Annotated in this window: 20 protein-coding genes, 1 tRNA gene and 1 pseudogene; 8 read left to right on the top strand and 14 right to left on the bottom strand. The window is 44.1% G+C overall.

The genetic code is table 11. The features are described from left to right. Positions 1 to 169: 169 nt before the first annotated feature. The 3 genes from alsS to nrdG all read left to right on the top strand — a co-directional run bounded on the left by alsS (position 170) and on the right by nrdG (position 5,036). Complete coding sequence (gene alsS / locus HF966_RS01520; RefSeq protein WP_168675910.1) at positions 170 to 1,855, top strand: acetolactate synthase AlsS; 1,686 nt, start codon at positions 170 to 172, stop codon at positions 1,853 to 1,855. Between the two features lie 465 nt (positions 1,856 to 2,320). Next, complete coding sequence (nrdD, locus tag HF966_RS01515) at positions 2,321 to 4,468, top strand: anaerobic ribonucleoside-triphosphate reductase (RefSeq protein WP_168675909.1); 2,148 nt, start codon at positions 2,321 to 2,323, stop codon at positions 4,466 to 4,468. Next, positions 4,449 to 5,036: an anaerobic ribonucleoside-triphosphate reductase activating protein gene (gene nrdG / locus HF966_RS01510; protein WP_168675908.1), complete on the top strand. Its 588-nt coding sequence runs from the start codon at positions 4,449 to 4,451 to the stop codon at positions 5,034 to 5,036. Before nrdD ends, nrdG begins: the two co-directional genes overlap by 20 nt. Positions 5,037 to 5,084: 48 nt before the next feature. Here the strand turns inward: nrdG and HF966_RS01505 are convergent, their stop codons facing one another. Both HF966_RS01505 and HF966_RS01500 read right to left on the bottom strand, forming a co-directional pair. Next, positions 5,085 to 6,053, bottom strand: coding sequence for a thymidylate synthase (locus tag HF966_RS01505; RefSeq protein ID WP_168675907.1), 969 nt, complete (start codon positions 6,051 to 6,053; stop codon positions 5,085 to 5,087). A gap of 297 nt (positions 6,054 to 6,350) precedes the next feature. Beyond that, entirely contained in the window at positions 6,351 to 6,833 is a 483-nt protein-coding gene (locus HF966_RS01500; RefSeq protein WP_168675906.1) for a deoxycytidylate deaminase, read from the bottom strand. Positions 6,834 to 6,905: 72 nt separating this feature from the next. Between HF966_RS01500 and HF966_RS01495 the strand changes: the two genes are divergently transcribed. Further along, positions 6,906 to 7,757, top strand: a complete 852-nt coding sequence (locus HF966_RS01495; protein WP_168675905.1) for a bifunctional 5,10-methylenetetrahydrofolate dehydrogenase/5,10-methenyltetrahydrofolate cyclohydrolase — start codon at positions 6,906 to 6,908, stop codon at positions 7,755 to 7,757. 34 nt (positions 7,758 to 7,791) lie between these two features. Here the strand turns inward: HF966_RS01495 and HF966_RS01490 are convergent, their stop codons facing one another. The 4 genes from HF966_RS01490 to HF966_RS01475 all read right to left on the bottom strand — a co-directional run bounded on the left by HF966_RS01490 (position 7,792) and on the right by HF966_RS01475 (position 10,306). Then, positions 7,792 to 8,730, bottom strand: a complete 939-nt coding sequence (locus HF966_RS01490; protein WP_168675904.1) for a biotin--[acetyl-CoA-carboxylase] ligase — start codon at positions 8,728 to 8,730, stop codon at positions 7,792 to 7,794. 9 nt (positions 8,731 to 8,739) lie between these two features. Beyond that, positions 8,740 to 8,970, bottom strand: a complete 231-nt coding sequence (locus HF966_RS01485; RefSeq protein WP_345719089.1) for a CHY zinc finger protein — start codon at positions 8,968 to 8,970, stop codon at positions 8,740 to 8,742. Positions 8,971 to 9,034: 64 nt separating this feature from the next. Then, on the bottom strand, positions 9,035 to 9,580 hold the full coding sequence (locus HF966_RS01480) for a biotin transporter BioY (protein ID WP_168675902.1): 546 nt from the start codon (positions 9,578 to 9,580) through the stop codon (positions 9,035 to 9,037). Between the two features lie 99 nt (positions 9,581 to 9,679). Then, the gene (locus HF966_RS01475; RefSeq protein ID WP_168675901.1) at positions 9,680 to 10,306 is read right to left on the bottom strand and encodes a GntR family transcriptional regulator; all 627 of its coding nucleotides are present in this window, start codon (positions 10,304 to 10,306) and stop codon (positions 9,680 to 9,682) included. A 181-nt stretch (positions 10,307 to 10,487) separates the two neighbouring features. Between HF966_RS01475 and HF966_RS01470 the strand changes: the two genes are divergently transcribed. Then, a complete protein-coding gene (locus HF966_RS01470; RefSeq protein WP_168675900.1) occupies positions 10,488 to 11,684 on the top strand; it encodes a quaternary amine ABC transporter ATP-binding protein in 1,197 nt (398 codons plus the stop codon). Then, a complete protein-coding gene (locus HF966_RS01465; RefSeq protein ID WP_168675899.1) occupies positions 11,677 to 13,383 on the top strand; it encodes an ABC transporter permease/substrate binding protein in 1,707 nt (568 codons plus the stop codon). The genes HF966_RS01470 and HF966_RS01465 overlap by 8 nt, the downstream gene beginning before the upstream one ends. A 32-nt stretch (positions 13,384 to 13,415) precedes the next feature. On the opposite strand, the gene HF966_RS01460 is transcribed toward HF966_RS01465, so the two are convergent. The 3 genes from HF966_RS01460 to HF966_RS01450 are packed head-to-tail and all read right to left on the bottom strand — an operon-like array spanning position 13,416 to position 15,993. Beyond that, the gene (locus HF966_RS01460) at positions 13,416 to 13,880 is read right to left on the bottom strand and encodes a substrate-binding protein (RefSeq protein WP_168675898.1); all 465 of its coding nucleotides are present in this window, start codon (positions 13,878 to 13,880) and stop codon (positions 13,416 to 13,418) included. Positions 13,881 to 13,892: 12 nt separating this feature from the next. Continuing rightward, positions 13,893 to 15,107: an ABC transporter permease gene (locus tag HF966_RS01455; RefSeq protein WP_168675897.1), complete on the bottom strand. Its 1,215-nt coding sequence runs from the start codon at positions 15,105 to 15,107 to the stop codon at positions 13,893 to 13,895. Further along, the gene (locus tag HF966_RS01450; protein WP_168675896.1) at positions 15,100 to 15,993 is read right to left on the bottom strand and encodes an ABC transporter ATP-binding protein; all 894 of its coding nucleotides are present in this window, start codon (positions 15,991 to 15,993) and stop codon (positions 15,100 to 15,102) included. The genes HF966_RS01455 and HF966_RS01450 overlap by 8 nt, the downstream gene beginning before the upstream one ends. A 408-nt stretch (positions 15,994 to 16,401) precedes the next feature. On the opposite strand from HF966_RS01450, the gene HF966_RS01445 reads away from it, so the two are divergent. Together HF966_RS01445 and HF966_RS01440 are read left to right on the top strand one after the other, a co-directional pair. Continuing rightward, a complete protein-coding gene (locus tag HF966_RS01445) occupies positions 16,402 to 16,611 on the top strand; it encodes a P8 family protein (protein WP_168675895.1) in 210 nt (69 codons plus the stop codon). An 86-nt stretch (positions 16,612 to 16,697) separates the two neighbouring features. Beyond that, positions 16,698 to 16,769: transfer RNA gene (locus HF966_RS01440), tRNA-Glu, on the top strand. Between the two features lie 145 nt (positions 16,770 to 16,914). Here HF966_RS01440 and HF966_RS08935 read toward each other — a convergent pair. From HF966_RS08935 to HF966_RS01425, 5 genes and pseudogenes are all read right to left on the bottom strand, one after another. Further along, positions 16,915 to 17,112 carry a tyrosine-type recombinase/integrase gene (locus tag HF966_RS08935; RefSeq protein WP_281418505.1) on the bottom strand — a complete coding sequence of 66 codons (198 nt, stop codon included), beginning with the start codon at positions 17,110 to 17,112 and terminating at the stop codon, positions 16,915 to 16,917. Between the two features lie 16 nt (positions 17,113 to 17,128). Then, positions 17,129 to 17,503 carry a tyrosine-type recombinase/integrase gene (locus tag HF966_RS08850; protein WP_246586625.1) on the bottom strand — a complete coding sequence of 125 codons (375 nt, stop codon included), beginning with the start codon at positions 17,501 to 17,503 and terminating at the stop codon, positions 17,129 to 17,131. Between the two features lie 177 nt (positions 17,504 to 17,680). Next, positions 17,681 to 17,866 (bottom strand): Arm DNA-binding domain-containing protein, encoded by a 186-nt coding sequence (locus tag HF966_RS08845; protein WP_246586630.1) that lies wholly within the window; start codon positions 17,864 to 17,866, stop codon positions 17,681 to 17,683. 181 nt (positions 17,867 to 18,047) lie between these two features. After that, complete coding sequence (locus tag HF966_RS01430; protein ID WP_168675894.1) at positions 18,048 to 18,785, bottom strand: hypothetical protein; 738 nt, start codon at positions 18,783 to 18,785, stop codon at positions 18,048 to 18,050. Positions 18,786 to 19,238: 453 nt separating this feature from the next. After that, positions 19,239 to 19,350 (bottom strand): annotated as a pseudogene (locus HF966_RS01425) (IS30 family transposase); the annotation flags it as partial.

Genomic DNA, 19,350 nt, shown 5'->3' with positions numbered 1-19,350 from the left:
GTAAAACACTGTTATAACGATGAATTTCACAAAGTTTTTTTGACCATTATTGTACAAAAAGTGCTATGATAAGCTTATTGAAAAAATATGGAGGAATGGATATTGCGTGGTTGCCAGTTCACATGTCCGGTGCGGGTGATGACAATGCGTGCAATACCCTTGATATAACATGTCAGATCAAAAGTACGGTGCAGATATTGTTGCAGATAGTTTGACGAACCATGGGGTTGATTTGGTTTTCGGAATTCCCGGGGCCAAAATCGACCGCCTCTTTACAACGTTGGAACACCCAGCGCCAGGTCAAAAAGTACCGAAGTTGATTGTTACCCGTCACGAACAAAATGCTGTCTTCATGGCGCAGGCATTTGCCCGTATTACCGGTAAGACTGGCGTGACAGTTGTCACATCTGGCCCTGGTGTGGGTAATTTGGTGAGTGGCTTGATGACAGCAAGTGCTGAAAGCGATCCAGTGGTGGCCATTGGCGGCCAAGTCCCACGTAAGGACTTGTATCGTTTGACACATCAATCAACCAATTCTGTGGCGTTGTTTGCGCCAATCACGAATTTTAGTTCAGAAATTCAAGATCCAAACAACATTTCAGAAATCATGGCCAATGCTTTTGCGGCTGCTAACGGTGCCAAAAAGGGTGCCGCGTTTGTGTCATTGCCACAAGATGTGGATGATGCGCCGGTTTCATTTGAAGCTTTGCCAGCAATCCCATACGCACAGCAGGGTGCCGCGTCATTAGCTGATCTGGATTGGCTAGCTGAACAAGTCAAGCAAGCCAAGTTGCCAGTGTTGTTGGTTGGTGCGCGTGGTTCTGATGATGCCACAGTCGCTGCCTTGCACAAGTTGTTGAAGCAAACAACATTGCCTGTGGTTGAAACATTCCAAGGTTCAGGGGTGATTTCTCGTGAACTTGAACCAGAAACGTTCTTTGGCCGGATCGGCTTCTTCCGTAACCAAACTGGTGACAAGTTGTTGAAGCAATCTGACTTGGTCATTACAGTGGGTTATGACGCCATCGAATACGAGCCACGTAACTGGAATAAGGAAAATGATTTGAACATTGTGGCGCTAGATACAGCACCCGTTCAAATTGATAACAACTTTGTGCCACAACGTCAACTCGTTGGTGACTTGGCCCAAAGCTTGGACTTATTAGCAGACCGCGTTGCTGGCTATGAATTACCTGCAGCGAGTCAAGCAACTTTGAAGACATTAAAGGCTGACTTGCGTGCCTCAGATGAACCAACTTATACGCCAGCGCAAGGACACCTCAATCACCCATTGAACGTGATTAAGGCCATTCAAGCACATGTCACTGATGACATGACTGTCGCCACTGACATTGGGTCACATTACATTTGGATGGCGCGTCACTTTAAGTCATATGTTGCGCGCCACTTCCTGATCTCAAATGGCATGCAAACACTTGGTGTTGGTTTGCCATGGGCGATGACAGCGGCAATGGTACGGCCAAATGCCAAAGCAGTCTCTGTCTCAGGTGACGGTGGTTTCTTCTTCTCAGCAATGGAACTTGAAACGGCGGTTCGTTTAAAGTTGAACACCGTGCATATTGTTTGGAATGATAACGCGCATTATGACATGGTGAAGTTCCAAGAAGAAATGAAGTATGATGGTCGCTCAGCCGGTGTTGATTTTGGCAACATTGACTTGGTGAAGTATGCTGATAGTTTTGGGGCCAAGGGCTTGCGTGTGAACACACCAGACGAATTGGATGCCGTGCTAGATGAAGCCTTTGCCACTGAAGGGCCAGTTGTGGTGGATATACCGGTGGACTACTCACATAACTTTGAATTAGGGTCTCAAATGATTGATGCCCAAGGCTAAGCAACAAGTTATTTAGAGGGTTGACCAATGGTTAAAAATTGATATAATATTACTGTAAACGCTTTCAGTGTTTGCAATTATTCAGTTCGCCGAGAAGTTCTGAATCTCAAACTTGTTTCTTTTTAGAAGCAAGTTTTTTTGTTTCAAGTTTTGTAAAGAGATTGTTATATGATGAACTTATACATCACCGATGCCACGATAAGCAATTGACGTCAGGATTCTCACAATGGCTTACAAAAAATAATGAATAAATAATGGTTCGGGCATGTTTGCACAGCTCACATTGCGTACCAACTAACGGCCAAATTATTTGAAACACGGGGACTTTATGAGATTAAATATACAGAGAACAGGTGTTTGACAAGGGGAACGAATGACGCGCATAATGCTTAATAAGGTCAGCGACGCGCGTGTTTGCGGTCGTGTGTGTCTGGCCAATGTTGAGAAATAGGGGCACATTATGTGATGATAGAAACAAGTGTAAAAACAACAATCAGAAAACAATCAGGGGAAATGGTGTTGTTTCGGCGATACAAAATTGGCTTAATTTTAGCGCTGCTTGCAGTGGATGAGACAACCCGTGATCAGGTGCTAGCAGCAGTAGATGACCTAGTGGCAAAAACGTCAGGATTAACTACCCAACGACTTGCTGAGACAATTGTTTCGGTGTTGGCGCAATTGGCGCCTGAGGCGGCAGCATGTTATCAAGAAAAGGAAGCCGAACAAGCTCGTACATGGCAGCAGGCATTAAATACCGAAAAAAAATTAGATGCGTTGTTGGCACAAGACGATAAAACTTTGCATGAAAATGCGAATAAAGATGCACAGGTGTTTAACACGTTTCGCGATTTAACCGCGGGGATGATTGGAAAATCACGTGGTTTGCAGTTGTTACCCGAAGCAGTGGCCAAAGCGCACGTGCGGGGTGACATACATTGGCATGATTTAGACTACACACCGCTGAGTCCCATGACGAATTGTTGCTTAATTGATTTTAAATATTTGTTCGCACAGGGTTACACGATGGGGAATGCGCAAGTGACCACGCCCAAATCAATTGGCACTGCAACCGCCCAAATGGCCCAAATTATTGCGAATGTTGCTTCTGCCCAATATGGTGGCATATCGGTCAATCGGGCTGATGAAGTGCTGGCCCCATATGCTGAAATGAATTATGAAAAACATTTAGCCGTGGCCAAAGCATTTGTCCCCGCTGACCAGCAAGTGGCCTATGCAAAAGCACAAACCAAAAAAGATATTTATGATGCCATGCAAGGCTTGGAATATGAGATTAACACGCTCGCTTCCGCGCAAGGTCAGACACCTTTTACCACGTTAGGGTTTGGGCTGGGCACGAGTTGGGCCGCGCGTGAGATTCAACTGGCTATTTTTGCGATTCGGATTCAAGGGCTTGGCCCAGAACACCGTACAGCGATTTTTCCAAAACTTGTATTTTCACTGAAGCGTGGGGTGAATTTGGCACCCGAAGACCCCAATTATGATATCAAGCAACAGGCCATTGTGTGTGCAGCCAAGCGTATGTATCCCGATGTGTTAAATTACGAGAAAATTGTCGCGCTCACGGGGTCATTTAAAGCCCCTATGGGCTGCCGGTCATTTTTACAAGGCTGGCGTGATGATCAAGGTCGTGAAGTGAATGAAGGTCGGATGAATCTAGGGGTTGTGACATTAAATATTCCGCGCATCGCCATGCAATCGGGTGGAGACCAGGCCCTTTTTTGGACAATTTTAGCTGACCGTTTGGTGATTGCTAAGGCAGCGTTAAAGTTTAAGCTCGCACGAACGAAAGAAGCTGATCCGGCTAACGCACCGTTATTGTATCAACATGGGGCTTTTGGGCGGAAAATCACCGCCAATGTGGATCAACTCTTTGCCAATGGGCGGGCGACTTTATCACTGGGTTACATTGGCTTATATGAAACTGGGACTGTTTTTTATGGTCCTGATTGGGAAAACAACGCCACGGCTCATGAATTTACTGTTGAGATTGTCCGGCGTTTGCACGAGGCGTGTCAGCAATGGGAGCAAGAAGATGGCTATCATTATTCGGTGTACTCAACACCGGCCGAATCGTTAACCGACCGGTTCTGTGAGTTAGATCAAGCGCGTTTTGGTCAAGTGCCAGAAATTACTGACAAAGACTACTATACGAATTCATTTCATTATGATGTGCGGAAACATCCTAACCCATTTGAAAAACTGGCTTTTGAAGCAGATTATCCGCAATACGCCAATGGTGGGTTTATCCATTATTGTGAGTATCCCAACCTTAAACAAAACCCAGCAGCGTTAGAAGCAGTGTGGGATTATGCGTATGACCGTGTCGGCTATCTGGGGACGAACACACCAATTGATAAGTGCTTCAAATGCGGTTTTGAGGGTGACTTTAAGCCAACTGCACGCGGCTTTTGTTGTCCTGAATGTGGCAATCATGATCCGGCAACTTGTGACGTTGTCAAACGGACTTGTGGCTACTTAGGTAATCCGCAAGCGCGGCCCATGATTCATGGGCGCCACGTGGAAATTGTCTCACGCGTGAAAAACATGTCGCAACAGGAGGTGAATACGTCACATGTCAAAGAAACTCGCTAATGGCATTACCGTGCCTGATCGGCAAGAATGGCAATCCGATGACTTGTCAGAAAATTATGTTGCGGATTACAAACCATTTACGATGGTGGACGGGCCGGGCGTTCGCTGTGCCATTTATTTATCTGGTTGTAAGTTTTTATGCCCAGGTTGCTACAATGTGGTGGCACAAAACTTCCATTATGGCTCACCCTATACCCAGACACTTGAAGATCAAATCATTGCAGATCTTCGCCAACCATATGTTCAAGGCTTAACGTTACTTGGCGGAGAACCGTTTTTAAATACGGCCGTCGCGCTAAAGTTGACGCGACGCGTTCGTGCAGAGTTTGGGACCACCAAAGATATTTGGTCTTGGACGGGTTATACTTGGGAAGAATTAGCTGAAGAAACGCCGGATAAACAAGCCTTGCTGAACGAACTCGACGTTTTGGTGGATGGCCGTTTTGTTCAAGCGTTGATGGATTTGAGCCTTCGCTTTCGCGGTTCATCGAATCAGAAGATGATTGATGTTCCATCCTCACTTGCAGCACATGAGATTGTATTGTGGTCAGATGCTTATGACAATTAAAAACAGTCCCTGGTAAGGGACTGTTTTTTGTGCGCAAGAGCAGTGATATTAGACTGCGACTGGTGCTTTAATTGGTGCTTCGCTTTCATAGTCGAGCACTTTGATGTCATCCATGGTGTAATCAAAAATTGATGTCACGTCGGGATTTAACCACAGTTTTGGTAAGTCATGCATTGGACGGGCAAGTTGTTCTGTGATCTGGGCCACGTGGTTATTATAAATATGCGTATCACCGATCGTATGCACAAAATCGCCAACTTCATAGCCAGTTTGAGCAGCCATCATATGTAACAACAGTGAATATGAGGCAATGTTGAAAGGCACGCCCAAGAAGAAATCGCCTGAACGTTGGTACAATTGCAGGCTTAATTTACCATCGGCGACATAGAATTGACTCAGCACATGGCAAGAAGGCAAGGGCGCTTGTGGTGTTTTCTCAGCGTTCCAGGCCGTTAGAATGAGACGGCGTGAATCGGGAGTAGTTTTAATCTCTTCGACCAGACGCGCCACTTGATCGATTGTCTCAGTGTCTGCAGTCACACTGGTGGTTTCCCAGCCACGCCACAGTTTACCATAGACGTCACCGACATAACCAAACTTTTCCATAAAGTCATCATCGTTTAAAATTTTGTCGACAAAAATCGCCTTTTGCGTTTGGTAAACGGCCGCAAACTCAGGATCAGTTTCGGCGCGATGGCCGAAGTTTGTCATATCAGGTCCGGTGTAATCTGCCGATTCAATCCAGTTTTTAAAGGCCCATTCGTCCCAGATATGGTTATTGTGTTGTAATAGGAAGCGAATATTATTGTCGCCACGTAGGAACCAAAGAAGTTCTGACTTAATTAACCCAAAGAAAACCTTCTTGGTGGTTAATAAGGGAAACCCTTCTTGTAAATCAAAACGCATTTGTGTACCGAACAGGGAATGTGTCCCAGTGCCTGTTCGATCGCCTTTTAGGCTACCTTCATCCAATACTTTTTGCGCCAAATCAAGGTATTGCTGTTCATTTTTTGACATCGTGTTAGTCGCGCAAACGGTTAATTACGCGGTTCCTTTCTTGTGATCATCTATCTTAAATATTAACGAATTTTGACCAGGTTGGCAAGTTTGTCCGTGTTTTGAAAACCGGCGAATTGCTTGCTATCATGGGCTTTTGGCAACGGGTCGACAGCGTGTTTTCTTGCAATAACAGGCATGCCCTGAATTAAGTGAGATTATGATAAGGATTTCGAGTATTCGTTTTCTAAACAGATAAATTATGATAAAATAAAAATAGTTCGTTATTAACAAACAATTTAAGAGTTTTATGCTAGATTATTCATGTGCCACGAAGCGAGATAAGTCAATTTGATTGGCCGTTTCTTGTGAAAAGGGGACTTGTTGCAAAGGCACATGTTTTTGTGCTAACAATTCCTCTGCAAAGGGATCGTTGCGGTAGTTGCGCATGAAATTAATTTTTGATACGCCAGCTTGCAACAAGAGCTTTGTACAATGCACACAGGGCACGTCGGTGACATAGACCGTAGCACCAGCCACGCTAATGCCCATTTGGGCGGCTTGCATGAGGGCATTTTGTTCCGCATGAACTGCACGAATGCAGTGGCCATCAACGATCAAGTCACCAACATCGGTACAATGTGGTGTGCCGGCAACGGCGCCATTATAACCACTTGCAATGATGCGGTTATTTTGAACCAGCACGGCGCCGACGTGGAGACGAGTACAAGTTGAACGTGTTGATAAAATAGCGGCTTGGGCAATAAAGTATTGATCCCAACTGATCCGATGATCTGACATAAGAAACTCCAATGGATTAGATTTGTTAAGAAAAATATAACACAAAAGTGCGGACAAACGAAGGAGCATTTGATGACTGAAATACTTGATGGCGCGGCAGTGGCGAAGCTCACTAATGCAAAGACTGCTGAACGTGTGGCAAAACTTGGCAAGCCAGTCACTTTGGCTGTGATTTATGATCCCCAAAACGACGGTAGCCGTTTGTATGTGGGGATGAAATCTAAAAAAGCAGCAGCACTAGGCATTCAAACAAGAGACATCCCAACCGATGCCGATGCAACCACCGAAAGTGTCTTGAAGTTGGTCGCAGAGTTGAATGCAGATGATTCAATTACAGGTATTTTAGTGCAAAGTCCTTTGGCCAAGGGTGTCAAGGAACGTGATATCTTCTCGGCCGTTGCCCCACATAAAGACGCCGATGGGCTCGGTGCAACTGTGCAGGGCATGCTCTTTGGCGACGCGTTGGCTGATTATACGGTTGCGGCCACGCCACAAGGGGTGATGACCTTATTAAACCACTATAAAATTGAAACTTTTGGCAAGCAGGCGGTCGTCGTTGGGCGTTCACAACTCTTCGGTCGCCCAATGTTTGCGTTGCTAAACAATGCGGATGCGACTGTGACCCTAGCGCACCGTTATACACCTGAAGCCATGTTAAAAGCGCACTTAAAGGCTGCTGATATTGTGGTTGTTGGTGTTGGTATCCCAGACTTTATTCAAGGCGCTGACTTGAAAGAAGGGGCTGTTGTGGTTGATGTTGGCATGAACTACGTTGATGGCAAAGCAGTTGGGGATGTCAACTTTGACTCAGTGCAAGGGATTGCGAGCTACATTACACCAGTACCTGGTGGTGTTGGCCCAATGACAATTGCGACATTATTGGAAAACACAGTGACGTTGGCTGAACAACAAGCCAAGGCATAATAAACGAAAAGCACCGGCTGCTGCCGGTGCTTTTTTAGCGCATGTCGCCATGCGTGAGCGTAACGCACGTGTCATCGGTCTGTAATTGCAGATAGCCTTGATCCGTAACGGAAACGAGTGTCCCCGTCAACGCGGCGTTGTTTGTATTGATTGTGATGGGTTGTCCCACCCCGATCAACTTGCGACGATAATCTGGGAGATATTGGCCCGTTGCATAATGACGATACATGTCAAAAAAATCAGCAATGATTTGGGCAGCGATTTTATTGCGCGAAAGCGATAAAGTCTGTGTGATCGCCCCCATATGTTGGGGATGCTCAGCATGTGATGGGGTGAGGTTGAGTCCAATCCCCACGACTAAGCCGGAATAAGTCTGGGTTTCAAAAGTTGAAATTGCTTCAGTTAAGATACCACCCACTTTTTTTTGATTGAGATACAGATTGTTGATCCATTGGAATTGAAGCGTTTCGCCAAAAAGCGTTTGGACACTCTTTGCGACACTCACTGCCGTGCTTAGCGCTAATAAATTCGGTTGTACGGTATCTTTGATGGTGAGCGGTAAGGCAATACTCAAATACAGCCCAGTTTGACTGGGCGAGAAAAACGATTGGCCTAGGTGGCCAACACCGTGCGTTTGAATATTTGAAATGACCACCAATGGGGCCGTCAAATCTTCGGCAATCAGCGCTAATTTTGCATAGCGATTGGTTGAGTCTAGTGAATCAAATACGCGGACTGCAACTGGGAAAGGCAAAAGATGTTGAATCTCTGTGCCAGTCATTTTTTCGCTGGGAATATAGCGGTAACCTAAGCCACGCTGACTCTCAATGGTAAAACCGGACAAAGTCAGTTTATTAATACCTTTCCATACCGCTGCGCGCGAGATGTCAAGATCGTTGGCAATTGATTCGCCCGAAACCCATTCTTCGGCATGGGTAACAAAGATATTAAGAAGTTTTTCTGCTGTTTTCATAAGTTAATTTTAGCAGAAATAAATCTCATGATGTAAATGGCATTTTGGATTAAAGGGATGTTGGCAGTTGGGACAAGCCGTGCATGTCGCATAGACGGTACCGGTCATTTCAAAACCACAAGCCCCGCAAAGCACGCCTAAATCAGCCATTGCAACGGGTGCAAAAGGGTGCGTAGTTAAGGCGTTATGACACAAATAGCACGCATAATATGCTTGACACTGGGCACATTTATTGGCCACAATGTCAACGTCAGTGTGCCAGTGGGTGCAACGACCAGCCTCGTCGACGGCTAGGCCAATAATATTAGGCATGCGTCAAAAGCTTAAACCGGCGACGTAAGGCTAGTGTAACGATGGTGGCCAACACGGTTTTGGCTAGATCACCAGGCACAAAAGTCAGTTGCATGATGAGCGCTTTAGCCAATGGCATGTGTGTCACTACGGTAAGGCCAACGGCACCACTGACATCAACTAATATCACACCAAAGAGGATGATGACTGCGAGTAACGTCACGAAATTCGTCTTATGGAAGCGATCTAGCGTTTGCACACTGAAACCAATCAGTGCAGCTGCAAAAGGATAGGCCCAAATGTAACCGGCGGTAGCGCCAAAGAAAGGCGCCAACCCACCAACACCACCGACAAGTACGGGCAGGCCAACAGCGGCCATTAATAACCAAACGATAATTGCTAGGACGCCATTGCGCCAACCAAGGAGGGCGCCTGCCAGCATGATGCCCATGTTTTGGACAACAATGGGGACGATGCCGACTGGAATCGCTGGGATGTAAGCCATGACAATCAAAATGGCGATCATCATCACTGTGAGTGTGAGTTTTTGAGTTTTCATAATGCTTCCTTTTGTAAACTTATTTGGATAATTAAGTTTACAATTAAGATAAAAACTTGTCAAGCACAAGAAAAAAGCCAGCATTGCTGGCTTTTTTGCTTATTGTTGATAAAAGAAGTTGTACACCGTTTGCACAGCGGTTTCATTACCGACAAAATAGAGTGTATCCCCTTGTTCAATCACGGCATAAGGGCCGGGCGAAATGACCAAATCATCCTCGTGTAAGATGGCGACCACGGTTGCACCAGTAATTTGCCAAAGATTCAAACTCCCCACTGACAGCCCTAACTTGGGACTGGCTTCAAGTAACTCAAGTTCATAAGGGGTTAGTGGACTATGGCGATGGCGTTGCACGCGTTGTGTTTGATCAAAAAGCAAAGACAATTGATGTTCCAAAGACTTGATGTCTTGCTTCTGTTGGTCAATTAAAGCATTAATTTGACCATGGGTGGTATGAATATCAAAAGTCGCTTGCGATTGATTTAAAAACACCCGGGCTTTTTCCCGAGATAAAACTTCCACGCCGCTGCCATGAATCGGCTTCACAATCTCTAAGTCAGCTAGCACACTGACGGCCTTGCGAGCGGTTTCAGAGGAGACCCCAAAAGCGACGGATAGGGTGGAACGAGCGTGTAATTTACTACCGACAGGGTACTCATTGTCCGCAATTTTTTGTGCGATTTGATACGCAATTTTGCGATAGCGCGGTTCTCGAATTGTTTGCATAAGGCTCTCCAAAAAATTACCCCATTTGACAAAAGTGACAACTTGTGACAAAATATAAGACATCACTTAGAGGCAATTTGTTTCAAATAATAAGTTGTCACTTTGCAGTATAAGTTAAATCGCAAACAGAGTCAATGGGAGACAGGTAAAATTATCTGTTTAAAACGAAGTGGAGGATTTCATGACGAATAAAGTTGAGATTAAACATCTCACAAAGATTTTTGGTAAGCGGCCCAAGGCAGCACTGAGAATGGTGAAGGAAAATAAGAGCAAGAATGAAATTGTCGAAAAGACCGGCAGCACAGTCGGGGTTTACGACATTAATATGAGCATTGAAGCAGGCGAAATTTTCGTCATTATGGGGCTTTCTGGCTCTGGAAAATCAACCTTGATTCGACTACTGAATCGGTTAATTGAGCCGACTGACGGCCAACTATTTATTGATGGACAAGAGATTACTAAGTTTAATAAGAAACAAATGCTTGAAATTCGACGGAAAAAGATGAGCATGGTTTTCCAGAACTTCGCGTTATTTCCACACCGCACCTTGTTAGAGAACACGGAGTATGGTTTGGAAGTACAGGGTGTTGATAAAGCAGAGCGCCGTCGCCGCGCCGAAAAAGCCCTGGACAATGCCAAGTTACTCAGTTTTAAAGATCAGTATCCCAACCAACTTTCTGGTGGTATGCAGCAACGTGTCGGTTTGGCACGGGCGCTGACGAACGATCCTGATATTTTACTAATGGATGAAGCTTTTTCAGCCTTAGATCCTTTGGTTCGTGGGGAAATGCAAGAAGAATTGTTGGACTTGCAGGCCAACGTGCGCAAAACAATTATTTTTATCACGCACGATTTGAATGAAGCGCTGCATATTGGTGACCATATTGCCATTATGAAAGATGGTCAGTTGCAACAAGTCGGGACTGGTGAAGAAATCTTAACGGAACCAGCCAACGATTATGTTCGGACATTTATTGGTGGCGTGGATCGTACGAAGGTGCTGACGGCTGAAAGTATTATGATTCCAGCCTTGACGACGAATTTGAATGTCGATGGGCCAACCGTTGCTTTGCGTAAAATGGCTGATGAAGAAGTGTCAGGGCTTGTGGCGGTCAACCGTAGTCGCGAGCTACTCGGGTATCTGTCATCTGATGCGGCCGTACAGGCTCGCCGAGAGAAGACCCCATTGGCAGATGTTGTCGCAGAAATGCCAACGGTCACGTTAGACACGTTAATTGCGGATATTTTGCCAATTATTTACGATGCGCAGACACCTGTTGCGGTGGTTGATGAGAATCAACGGGTGAAAGGCGTCGTGATTCGTGGTGCGATTTTGGAAGCACTAGCTGATACACAAGGAGAGGATGAAGATGCTTAATATACCTAAATTACCCTTAGAAGATTGGGTGACGGCGGGCGTTAACTGGTTAACGAATCATTTAGCTGGTTTGTTTAGTTTCATGCAACATGTTGGACAGACTGTGATGGATGGGTTGACCAATGGGTTGACGGCGATTCCAATGCCGTTAATGATTGCTGGGATCACACTCATTGCCATTTTAACCACACCGAAAAAATATGGTTTCCCCGCCTTCACTTTTTTTGGATTAGCCATTGTTGCTAACCAAAACTTGTGGGATGACCTGATGAGTACGTTGACGCTGGTCATCATGGCCTCGGTCATTTCTCTGATCATTGGGATTCCATTAGGGATTCTTACAGCCAAGTCACCAAAGACGGCAGCCATTGTGAAGCCGATTTTGGACTTTATGCAGACCATGCCAGGATTTGTCTATTTGATTCCAGCGGTTGCCTTCTTTGGTATTGGTGTGGTCCCTGGTGTGTTTGCATCGATTATCTTTGCTTTACCACCTATGGTGCGTATGACTGATCTTGGTATTCGACAAGTCCCAGAGTCATTGGTTGAAGCAGCCGATTCATTTGGGTCAACGACCTGGCAAAAGCTCATTAAGTTGGAATTACCAAGCGCGCGCAATACGATCTTGGCTGGTGCCAACCAAACGATTATGTTGGCCTTGTCGATGGTCGTGACGGCTTCTATGATTGGCGCACCTGGCCTTGGTCGTGGTGTTTTGTCAGCCGTGCAACACGCTAATATTGGGTCTGGTTTCGTTAACGGTCTTGGTCTAGTTATTTTGGCGATTATTATTGATCGATTTACACAGAAGTTAAATACTCAACCTGGCCAAAAAGTTGACACACAACCATGGAAGCGTTGGACAATTTTGGCAACAGTACTTGTCATGATTGGTGGTGGGGCCATTAATATGATGACTGCGCAAAAGCAAACAGGACAACGCGTTAACCTTGGTTACGTGGAATGGGATTCAGAAGTAGCTTCTACTAACGTGTTGGCTGAGTCATTGCGCCAGCATGGTTATAATGTGACGATGACGCCGTTAGATAGTGCCGTTTTATGGCAATCTGTGGCGAAAGGGCAAGTTGACGCCTCTGTCAGTGCCTGGTTGCCATACACGAATAAGGTGTTATATAACAAATTTAAAAATGATGTCGATATGCTCGGACCAAACTTACGTGGCGCTAAAACAGGACTTGTTGTCCCTGATTATATGGCAGCGAATTCTATTGCTGATTTAACGAATCAAGCGGACAAAACCATTACTGGAATTGAACCAGGGGCCGGTGAAATGGCGAGTGCGCAAAAGACCCTTAAAAGTTACGATAATTTGAAGGGATGGCAATTACAGGGTTCATCATCTGGTGCCATGGCGATTGCGCTAGATAAAGCATATAAAGCTAAAAAAGACATTGTTGTGACTGGTTGGTCGCCACATTGGATGTTTAGTAAGTATCATTTGAAGTATTTGGCAGATCCGAAGCAAACGATGGGAAAGGGTGAAAATATTCAAACCTTTACCCGTAAAGGGCTGAAAAAGGACAACCCAAAACTTGAAAAAGTCTTGGATAACTTCCACTGGACTAAAGATGATATGGAAGGTGTGATGTTAGCCATCCAAAACGGTAAATCACCAAAGGATGCCGCAGATGCATGGCTCAAATCTCATAAAAAACTAGCTGATAGCTGGTATAAGTAATGAAAAAAGCTACGACAGATGTCGTAGCTTTTTCATTGCGGTAATCGCTGGTCTTGTGCAACAATCCAGGCATTGAGGTCTGGGTCAATAATGCGAGTAGGGTGCTGCTTCAAGAATTGTCGATAAAGTGTGGCGATTCGCTTGCTAAAAATAAGCATGTTTGGCGGCGTGAGCGCATCATCTAGTAATTGATAAGAACGAATGGCGTAACTGATAAAGTTAAGGGTTTGAGCTAAATCGTTATCAGAAAGACCATGTGATTCTGACAGATAATGGCGACGAGCAGCATAACCCAAGGCTTGTTGAAAGCGATTTAAGTTATCTGGTGCGATCTGACCTTCTGATCCGATTGCAATCATAGTTGCTTTGAAGCTAGCAATGGCTTCTGGGGTGGCTTTATTCGTGAGCTCAAAGCGCTGAAATGGGACACCATCCGTTGTGGTGCGGTTTTCCAGGGTATACCATTTTTTATTGTTGAGAAAGAAAGGGGTGGTCATAAGTACCTCAAGTTAATCGCGACGTTTAATATTTTTGATGAGTTGTGACATGATTTTGTCATCGCTATAGGATAGGACGTTCTTGGCATAGATTCGACGGCCAAACCAAGCTAAGATCAATAGCGTGATAATGGCTATGAGCAAAGCGATAATGCCTGCAGGCCAAGTTTCAACTTTGGTCACCAGACGGACAGGCATCATGCTTTGTGAAATAAAAGGGACGTAACTTAAAATTTTAATCGCAATATTGTTTGGCATATTGGTCATGAAATAGCTAAAGAAGTAACCAATCATGGCCAGGAGGGTAACGGGGCCGACAGCTTGTTGGACTTGTGAATTATCATTCACAAGGGAAGCAATAATTGCTGTCAGAACGAGATACAAGGCTACCGCCACGAGAATGAAGCAAACCGCGTAAACGGTAAATCCGACTGTAATACCCGAGAAATTATGGGCAATACCAGTGACCACGGCATTATTTTTAAAGATGATATAGGCAAGGGTACCAGCGGCTAAATACAGAATCATATGCGTCAGCGCTAAGGCAAAAATACCAATGATTTTACCAAAATATTGAATGTTTGATGAGGTCGCTGCCAATAAAGTTTCCATAATCCGAGACGACTTTTCGTTGGCAATTTCAGTGGCAATCATTGAGGTATACCACATCACGACGGCCAGCGTGATCACGCCTATGGCGACAGCCATGCCATAATTGGTCATTGATGAGTTATCGCCATTAGTGGTGCGGTTATCCGCTTGCTTGACCACGGCCTTTAACTGGTATGGTTGAACCAATGCTTGGGTTTGTTCTGGTGTGAGCCCGTATTGCGCCGCTTTTTGCGTGCGCGCCAGGTTGCCTAAAATACTACTAATCGCTTCTTGATTAATTTTGTTACTTTTTGGCTGTGTTGTGAGGGTTGCACCGTGGGTATCAAAAGTCAACATGCCGTCAAGTGTTTGTTTGTCCAGTGCTTTTGTTGCAGCCGCAGCTGATGTGATTGCTGAGACCTTGAGATCAAGCCCTTTTTCGCTTTTCATCATGACTTGGCGTACAGCAGGGTTGCCGATAACCGCCACATTTGGCGTGGTGTTGCCTTGCATCTTGGTGACACCAAAGGTGATGCCGGTAAAAATAAGTGGTGAGAGCACTAACAGCCAATAGCCACGAGATTTGAAATGATTCCGGTACGTTTGTTTGATGACAATCATGAGTCCTTTAGGCATTGTGAGCGACCTCCTGTCGGAAAATATCATCTAAGGTTGGGGGTTGTTGTGAGAAGGCTGGAATATAGCCATTGCGGGTCACATAGTTGAAAATATCATGGCCGACCGCTTCGTCAGTCACAACAAGGTCAAATCCAGCCCCTTGTGGGGTGATATGATCGACACCAGGTAACTGCGCCAACTCCGTTTGTGTGAATGGGCCTTCGACATAGATTCTTGTCCGACCAAACTGTTCACGGATTTCTTGCACGCCACCTTGCAAAATCACTTGGCCTTTTTTGAGCATGGTGAGATTATCAGAAATTTTAGTGACATTATCCATGTCATGACTGGAAAAAATGATCATGGCGCCTTGATCGCGCATACGAATAATTTCATGCATCATAATGCTGGTGTTAACCGGATCCAGACCTGAGAATGGTTCATCTAAGATAATCAATTCAGGGTTGAAAATCAATGCCGCAATCATTTGCACTTTTTGGGCATTCCCTTTTGAGAGCGATTGGACTTTGTCGGTTGCTTTACCAACGACATCAAGACGTTTGAGCCAATCTGCTAGCGCAGTGCGCGCATCACTGCGCCGCATGCCGTGAAGTTCAGCAAAATATAAGACTTGTTCTTCAATCGTTAATTTTTGATACAAGCCACGCTCTTCTGGCAGAAAGCCAATCTTTTGTTTGTCTTGCTGCGTAATGGGTTGGTTATTCCAAGTAATTGTGCCGGAAGTTGGCGCAATGAAATTGAGAATCATTCGAAAAGTAGTTGTTTTCCCAGCGCCATTTTGGCCAATAAGTCCCATTACTTGGCCGGGATTGAGGCTCATATTCATGTGGTCAACGGCAATTTTATCGCCAAATTTTTTGGTAAGTTCTGTCAATTGAATCATATTGTGCTCCTTATAACAGTTGATTAAAACACGATCTGAAAAATGATTAGTTGGTCATTTTTCAGGAAAAAGGGCTGATGAAGTAAATCATCAAGTATCAAAAGGTGGTGCGAGGACAGGGGCACGGGCAAATAACCGATTGCAAGCGGCGGGCTGCGTGTCAGTCACTACATGATATTATACGATGTTGTGGGCGATTGACTGATAAGTTGGTGACTGATGATCAGGTCAAAAAAATGGGTAAGATTTTCATAGGGCTACCTCAGCTTAATCGACAGCTTTAATCGTAAAGTTTGCGTGACACGTGAAGTATAGCAAGCCGTATATGGATTGTAAAGAAAAAGCTGAATGATTTGCATTTTTGTAGCAAAAGCACTATAACAGAGGTGTAAGAAAGGGGGCCATGAAATGGCTGATGAACAGTATCAAATGTTAGATCTTCCGATGAATGAGGTGTTTGATTGGAGTGAGGACAAAACCCCATTACGCGATGCGTTGTGGCATCATTATATGGTCGAAAATAATAAAGACACGGTAGCTACACTAGCACATCTTAAGACTTTTGAAGCAATGCAACCAAAAGATGTGAAGGTTGAAGCCGAAAAGATCTTGCGTTAAATCAAAAAAGCCCGCCGAATGCCGTCGGGCTTTTGTATTGGTTATTGACGTTGTCCCTTTTTTTCTGTATACTTATATCTTGTTATGGCGCTATGGTCAAGTGGTCAAGACGTCGGCTTCTCAGGCCGAAATCGAGGGTTCGACTCCCTCTAGCGCTATGCTTGCCGTTCTATCAGGTTTACTGGTAGGGCGTTTTTTTGTGTTAAAACATCGATGTGACGCGATTTTTAAGCTGTTCTCTCATGTGCTTGTTTGTTCTCAAAAATGCCCCATTTCTGAATAATTTGCTACAACCTATCTAGCTCATTTAATGTCTTTTTTTGATTCGATATTACGTTTCTTTTCTAGTAGGTGAGCGTAGGTGCTTGATGTAATATTAACATCAGCGTGACCCAGTCTCTCGCTTACATATTGAATAGTTATGTCTTTTGAGAGAAGGTAACTGGCATGAGTATGGCGTAGACCGTGGAATGTATTGAGCTTGCATAAATTGTTTTCCAAGAAGCGCCTTAAATGCTTATTTACGGCGTCGTTTGATGGTGGTAGCTGTTGTACCTTCAAATGCAAAACGGTTACCAAACGTCCAGTTTTTAGCGATTTCAATGAGAGATTGGGGGAGATCAACAACTTTATTTGATGCAACTGTTTTGGTTGATTTGAATTCAAGTTCACTGGCTTCCCATGATTTATTGACGTCTATTATTCCTGTTTCTAAGTCAATATTATCTTTCGTTAGTCCAGCAATCTCAGAAAATCTAGCTCCTGTGTAGATCGCTACTATAATAATACAGCTAGACACGGCATCATTATCTTTGCTTGGTTTATTGGAATATGTTTTGACGTTTCTAGCAAAGTTTTTATAAATAAAGTCTTCATCAACGGCGTATTTCACGAACGCACTGATTATGTTTTTAATGTGGAAAACTGAAGACTTAACGTGAGTTTTTCCATATTCATTTATCAATTTCTGAAAGTCAGCTGTCGTTATGCGTGATAGCAATTGGTTGGGCCATTTCTTGTCTAACAACCTAATGATGGCTTTGTACCCAGCCTTACTGTGAGTCTGTAATCAAGGCTCTTTAAACACTAAATACCATTCTTTAAACATTTCAGAGATGATGCCATCTTTTGTTGGTAGAGTACTATTATTCCGTTGGCTTTCGATTTCGACAGCCCATCTATTCGCTTCTGTTTTTGTTATAAATCCTGACTTGGTTTTTTTTCTTGTATACGCCGTTAATATGGACAGACACACTTGCCGTCCAAGTTTTACCACGTTTGTAAATTGATGCCATAAAAAAACCTCCTTAAAAAAGGAGGGGGCGTTTGTTTTAGCTCTATGCACATCTCTTTGTGTTGGCGGACGTGGTGTGTTTTTTATTTTGTCTTATTTTAGAGACTTCATTTTCTAGTATGTATGCCAAAAAGGGCATGGGTCACTCTGTCATTGAATGACGTTTACCTTGAGCTAAGGCATCTGCTTCCGTCATTGTGATGATATTATTTTTATTTGTTCTGGCAGGCATAGAAGATGTACTATACCAATAAACATCCGATCTGCCACCTCCTGTAACAAATACAGTGCCGCCAGTATCGTTCTGTGGCGTTGGTTGTTCTGTTGTTTGTTGAACAACGCTTTTAGCTTCATACGCTTTAGAAGCCTCCTCAGCTGCTATAGCGGCTGAGGCACGTGCGGCACTTTCAGAAGCAGCATTTTGTGAGGAGACTGCTGCTTCTGAGCTTGCTTTTACAGACGCATCATAAGCAGCCTTTTCAGAGGCTTCAGATGCAGCTTTTTCAGATGCTGCAATGCTTTCTTGTTGTGCTTTCGAGCTGGCTTTAGCTTCTGAACTAGATTGGTCGTCGCTTTTATCAGATTGACTAGAAACCATTGTTGATGATGCCTGACTATTAATTTCAGTATTGTTAGATCCGTTTTTTTGCGTAAATCCTGATAATAAAAGTATTCCGATAAAAAGTAGCCCATATGTACCGCGTATTTGGTACCAAGAGCGCTGGCCTCGATTTTTTTTAATATCTTGAATTGACCATAAACCTAATATCACGAGTAACCCAAGTAAAAGTAAGGGCCATAAAAACAGCATTGCTACCCAAAATATTGGCTTTTTTCGCCAAGTTTTAAATCTATCCATGAAATTATTGTAATTAAACACTGTAAAACTCTCCTAATCTTTTAACGTGGTTATTCAGCACGTATATGTACGCCCAGATGGGTTTAGTATTTATCCAATGTCTATTGAATTACCTTTGCGTTTTTTATGTCAAACGGGTCATGAATCTTGTTTTTTTGATATATTGCCGACACCAAGAGAGTCGGTGGCAACAACGGTTGTCATAAGAGGTACATTTGAGAATGTGCCTCTATCAGCTGTCAAAATGAAAACATTGTGTAGCTGACCAACTGCTCTCAAACCGCCATAACTTTGTTCGCGATCAAGTGCGACTAAATTTTTTTATCTTCGTTAACGTACAAATAAAGTCTTGATCCAACACTACTTTTATAGAATGCAGTACCCTTTAATTTTACATCAGAATTCGTTCTGAACTTTCGAAAATAGGCTGATTGTTCTTTTACATCAAGGATTAAATACGGCAGATTGCAAGAATCATCCGAACACCGCATGTTTCTGAAAGACTTTTCGTGGTGATTGCCAGTTGAGCGTTTTCATTGGCCTGGCATTAATCCAATGATTAATTTGATCTAATTCTTTCTGACTG

It is taken from the genome of Leuconostoc holzapfelii, assembly GCF_012396485.1.
Taxonomy (GTDB): domain Bacteria; phylum Bacillota; class Bacilli; order Lactobacillales; family Lactobacillaceae; genus Leuconostoc; species Leuconostoc holzapfelii.
Note: the sequence above shows the minus strand (reverse complement) of the source record. Positions and strands in the feature narration are given on the sequence as shown.

Bases quoted from the DNA above. Each gene is read 5' to 3' on its own strand.
- HF966_RS01490 (WP_168675904.1), bottom strand. From the start codon at position 8,730: ATGAAAACAGCAGAAAAACTTCTTAATATCTTTGTTACCCATGCCGAA.
- HF966_RS01445 (WP_168675895.1), top strand. From the start codon at position 16,402: ATGGCTGATGAACAGTATCAAATGTTAGATCTTCCGATGAATGAGGTG.
- HF966_RS01460 (WP_168675898.1), bottom strand. From the start codon at position 13,880: ATGACCACCCCTTTCTTTCTCAACAATAAAAAATGGTATACCCTGGAA.
- HF966_RS01475 (WP_168675901.1), bottom strand. From the start codon at position 10,306: ATGCAAACAATTCGAGAACCGCGCTATCGCAAAATTGCGTATCAAATC.
- HF966_RS01455 (WP_168675897.1), bottom strand. From the start codon at position 15,107: ATGCCTAAAGGACTCATGATTGTCATCAAACAAACGTACCGGAATCAT.
- nrdG (WP_168675908.1), top strand. From the start codon at position 4,449: ATGTCAAAGAAACTCGCTAATGGCATTACCGTGCCTGATCGGCAAGAA.
- HF966_RS01450 (WP_168675896.1), bottom strand. From the start codon at position 15,993: ATGATTCAATTGACAGAACTTACCAAAAAATTTGGCGATAAAATTGCC.
- HF966_RS01505 (WP_168675907.1), bottom strand. From the start codon at position 6,053: ATGTCAAAAAATGAACAGCAATACCTTGATTTGGCGCAAAAAGTATTG.
- HF966_RS01465 (WP_168675899.1), top strand. From the start codon at position 11,677: ATGCTTAATATACCTAAATTACCCTTAGAAGATTGGGTGACGGCGGGC.
- HF966_RS01500 (WP_168675906.1), bottom strand. From the start codon at position 6,833: ATGTCAGATCATCGGATCAGTTGGGATCAATACTTTATTGCCCAAGCC.
- HF966_RS01495 (WP_168675905.1), top strand. From the start codon at position 6,906: ATGACTGAAATACTTGATGGCGCGGCAGTGGCGAAGCTCACTAATGCA.
- nrdD (WP_168675909.1), top strand. From the start codon at position 2,321: ATGATAGAAACAAGTGTAAAAACAACAATCAGAAAACAATCAGGGGAA.
- alsS (WP_168675910.1), top strand. From the start codon at position 170: ATGTCAGATCAAAAGTACGGTGCAGATATTGTTGCAGATAGTTTGACG.
- HF966_RS01480 (WP_168675902.1), bottom strand. From the start codon at position 9,580: ATGAAAACTCAAAAACTCACACTCACAGTGATGATGATCGCCATTTTG.
- HF966_RS01470 (WP_168675900.1), top strand. From the start codon at position 10,488: ATGACGAATAAAGTTGAGATTAAACATCTCACAAAGATTTTTGGTAAG.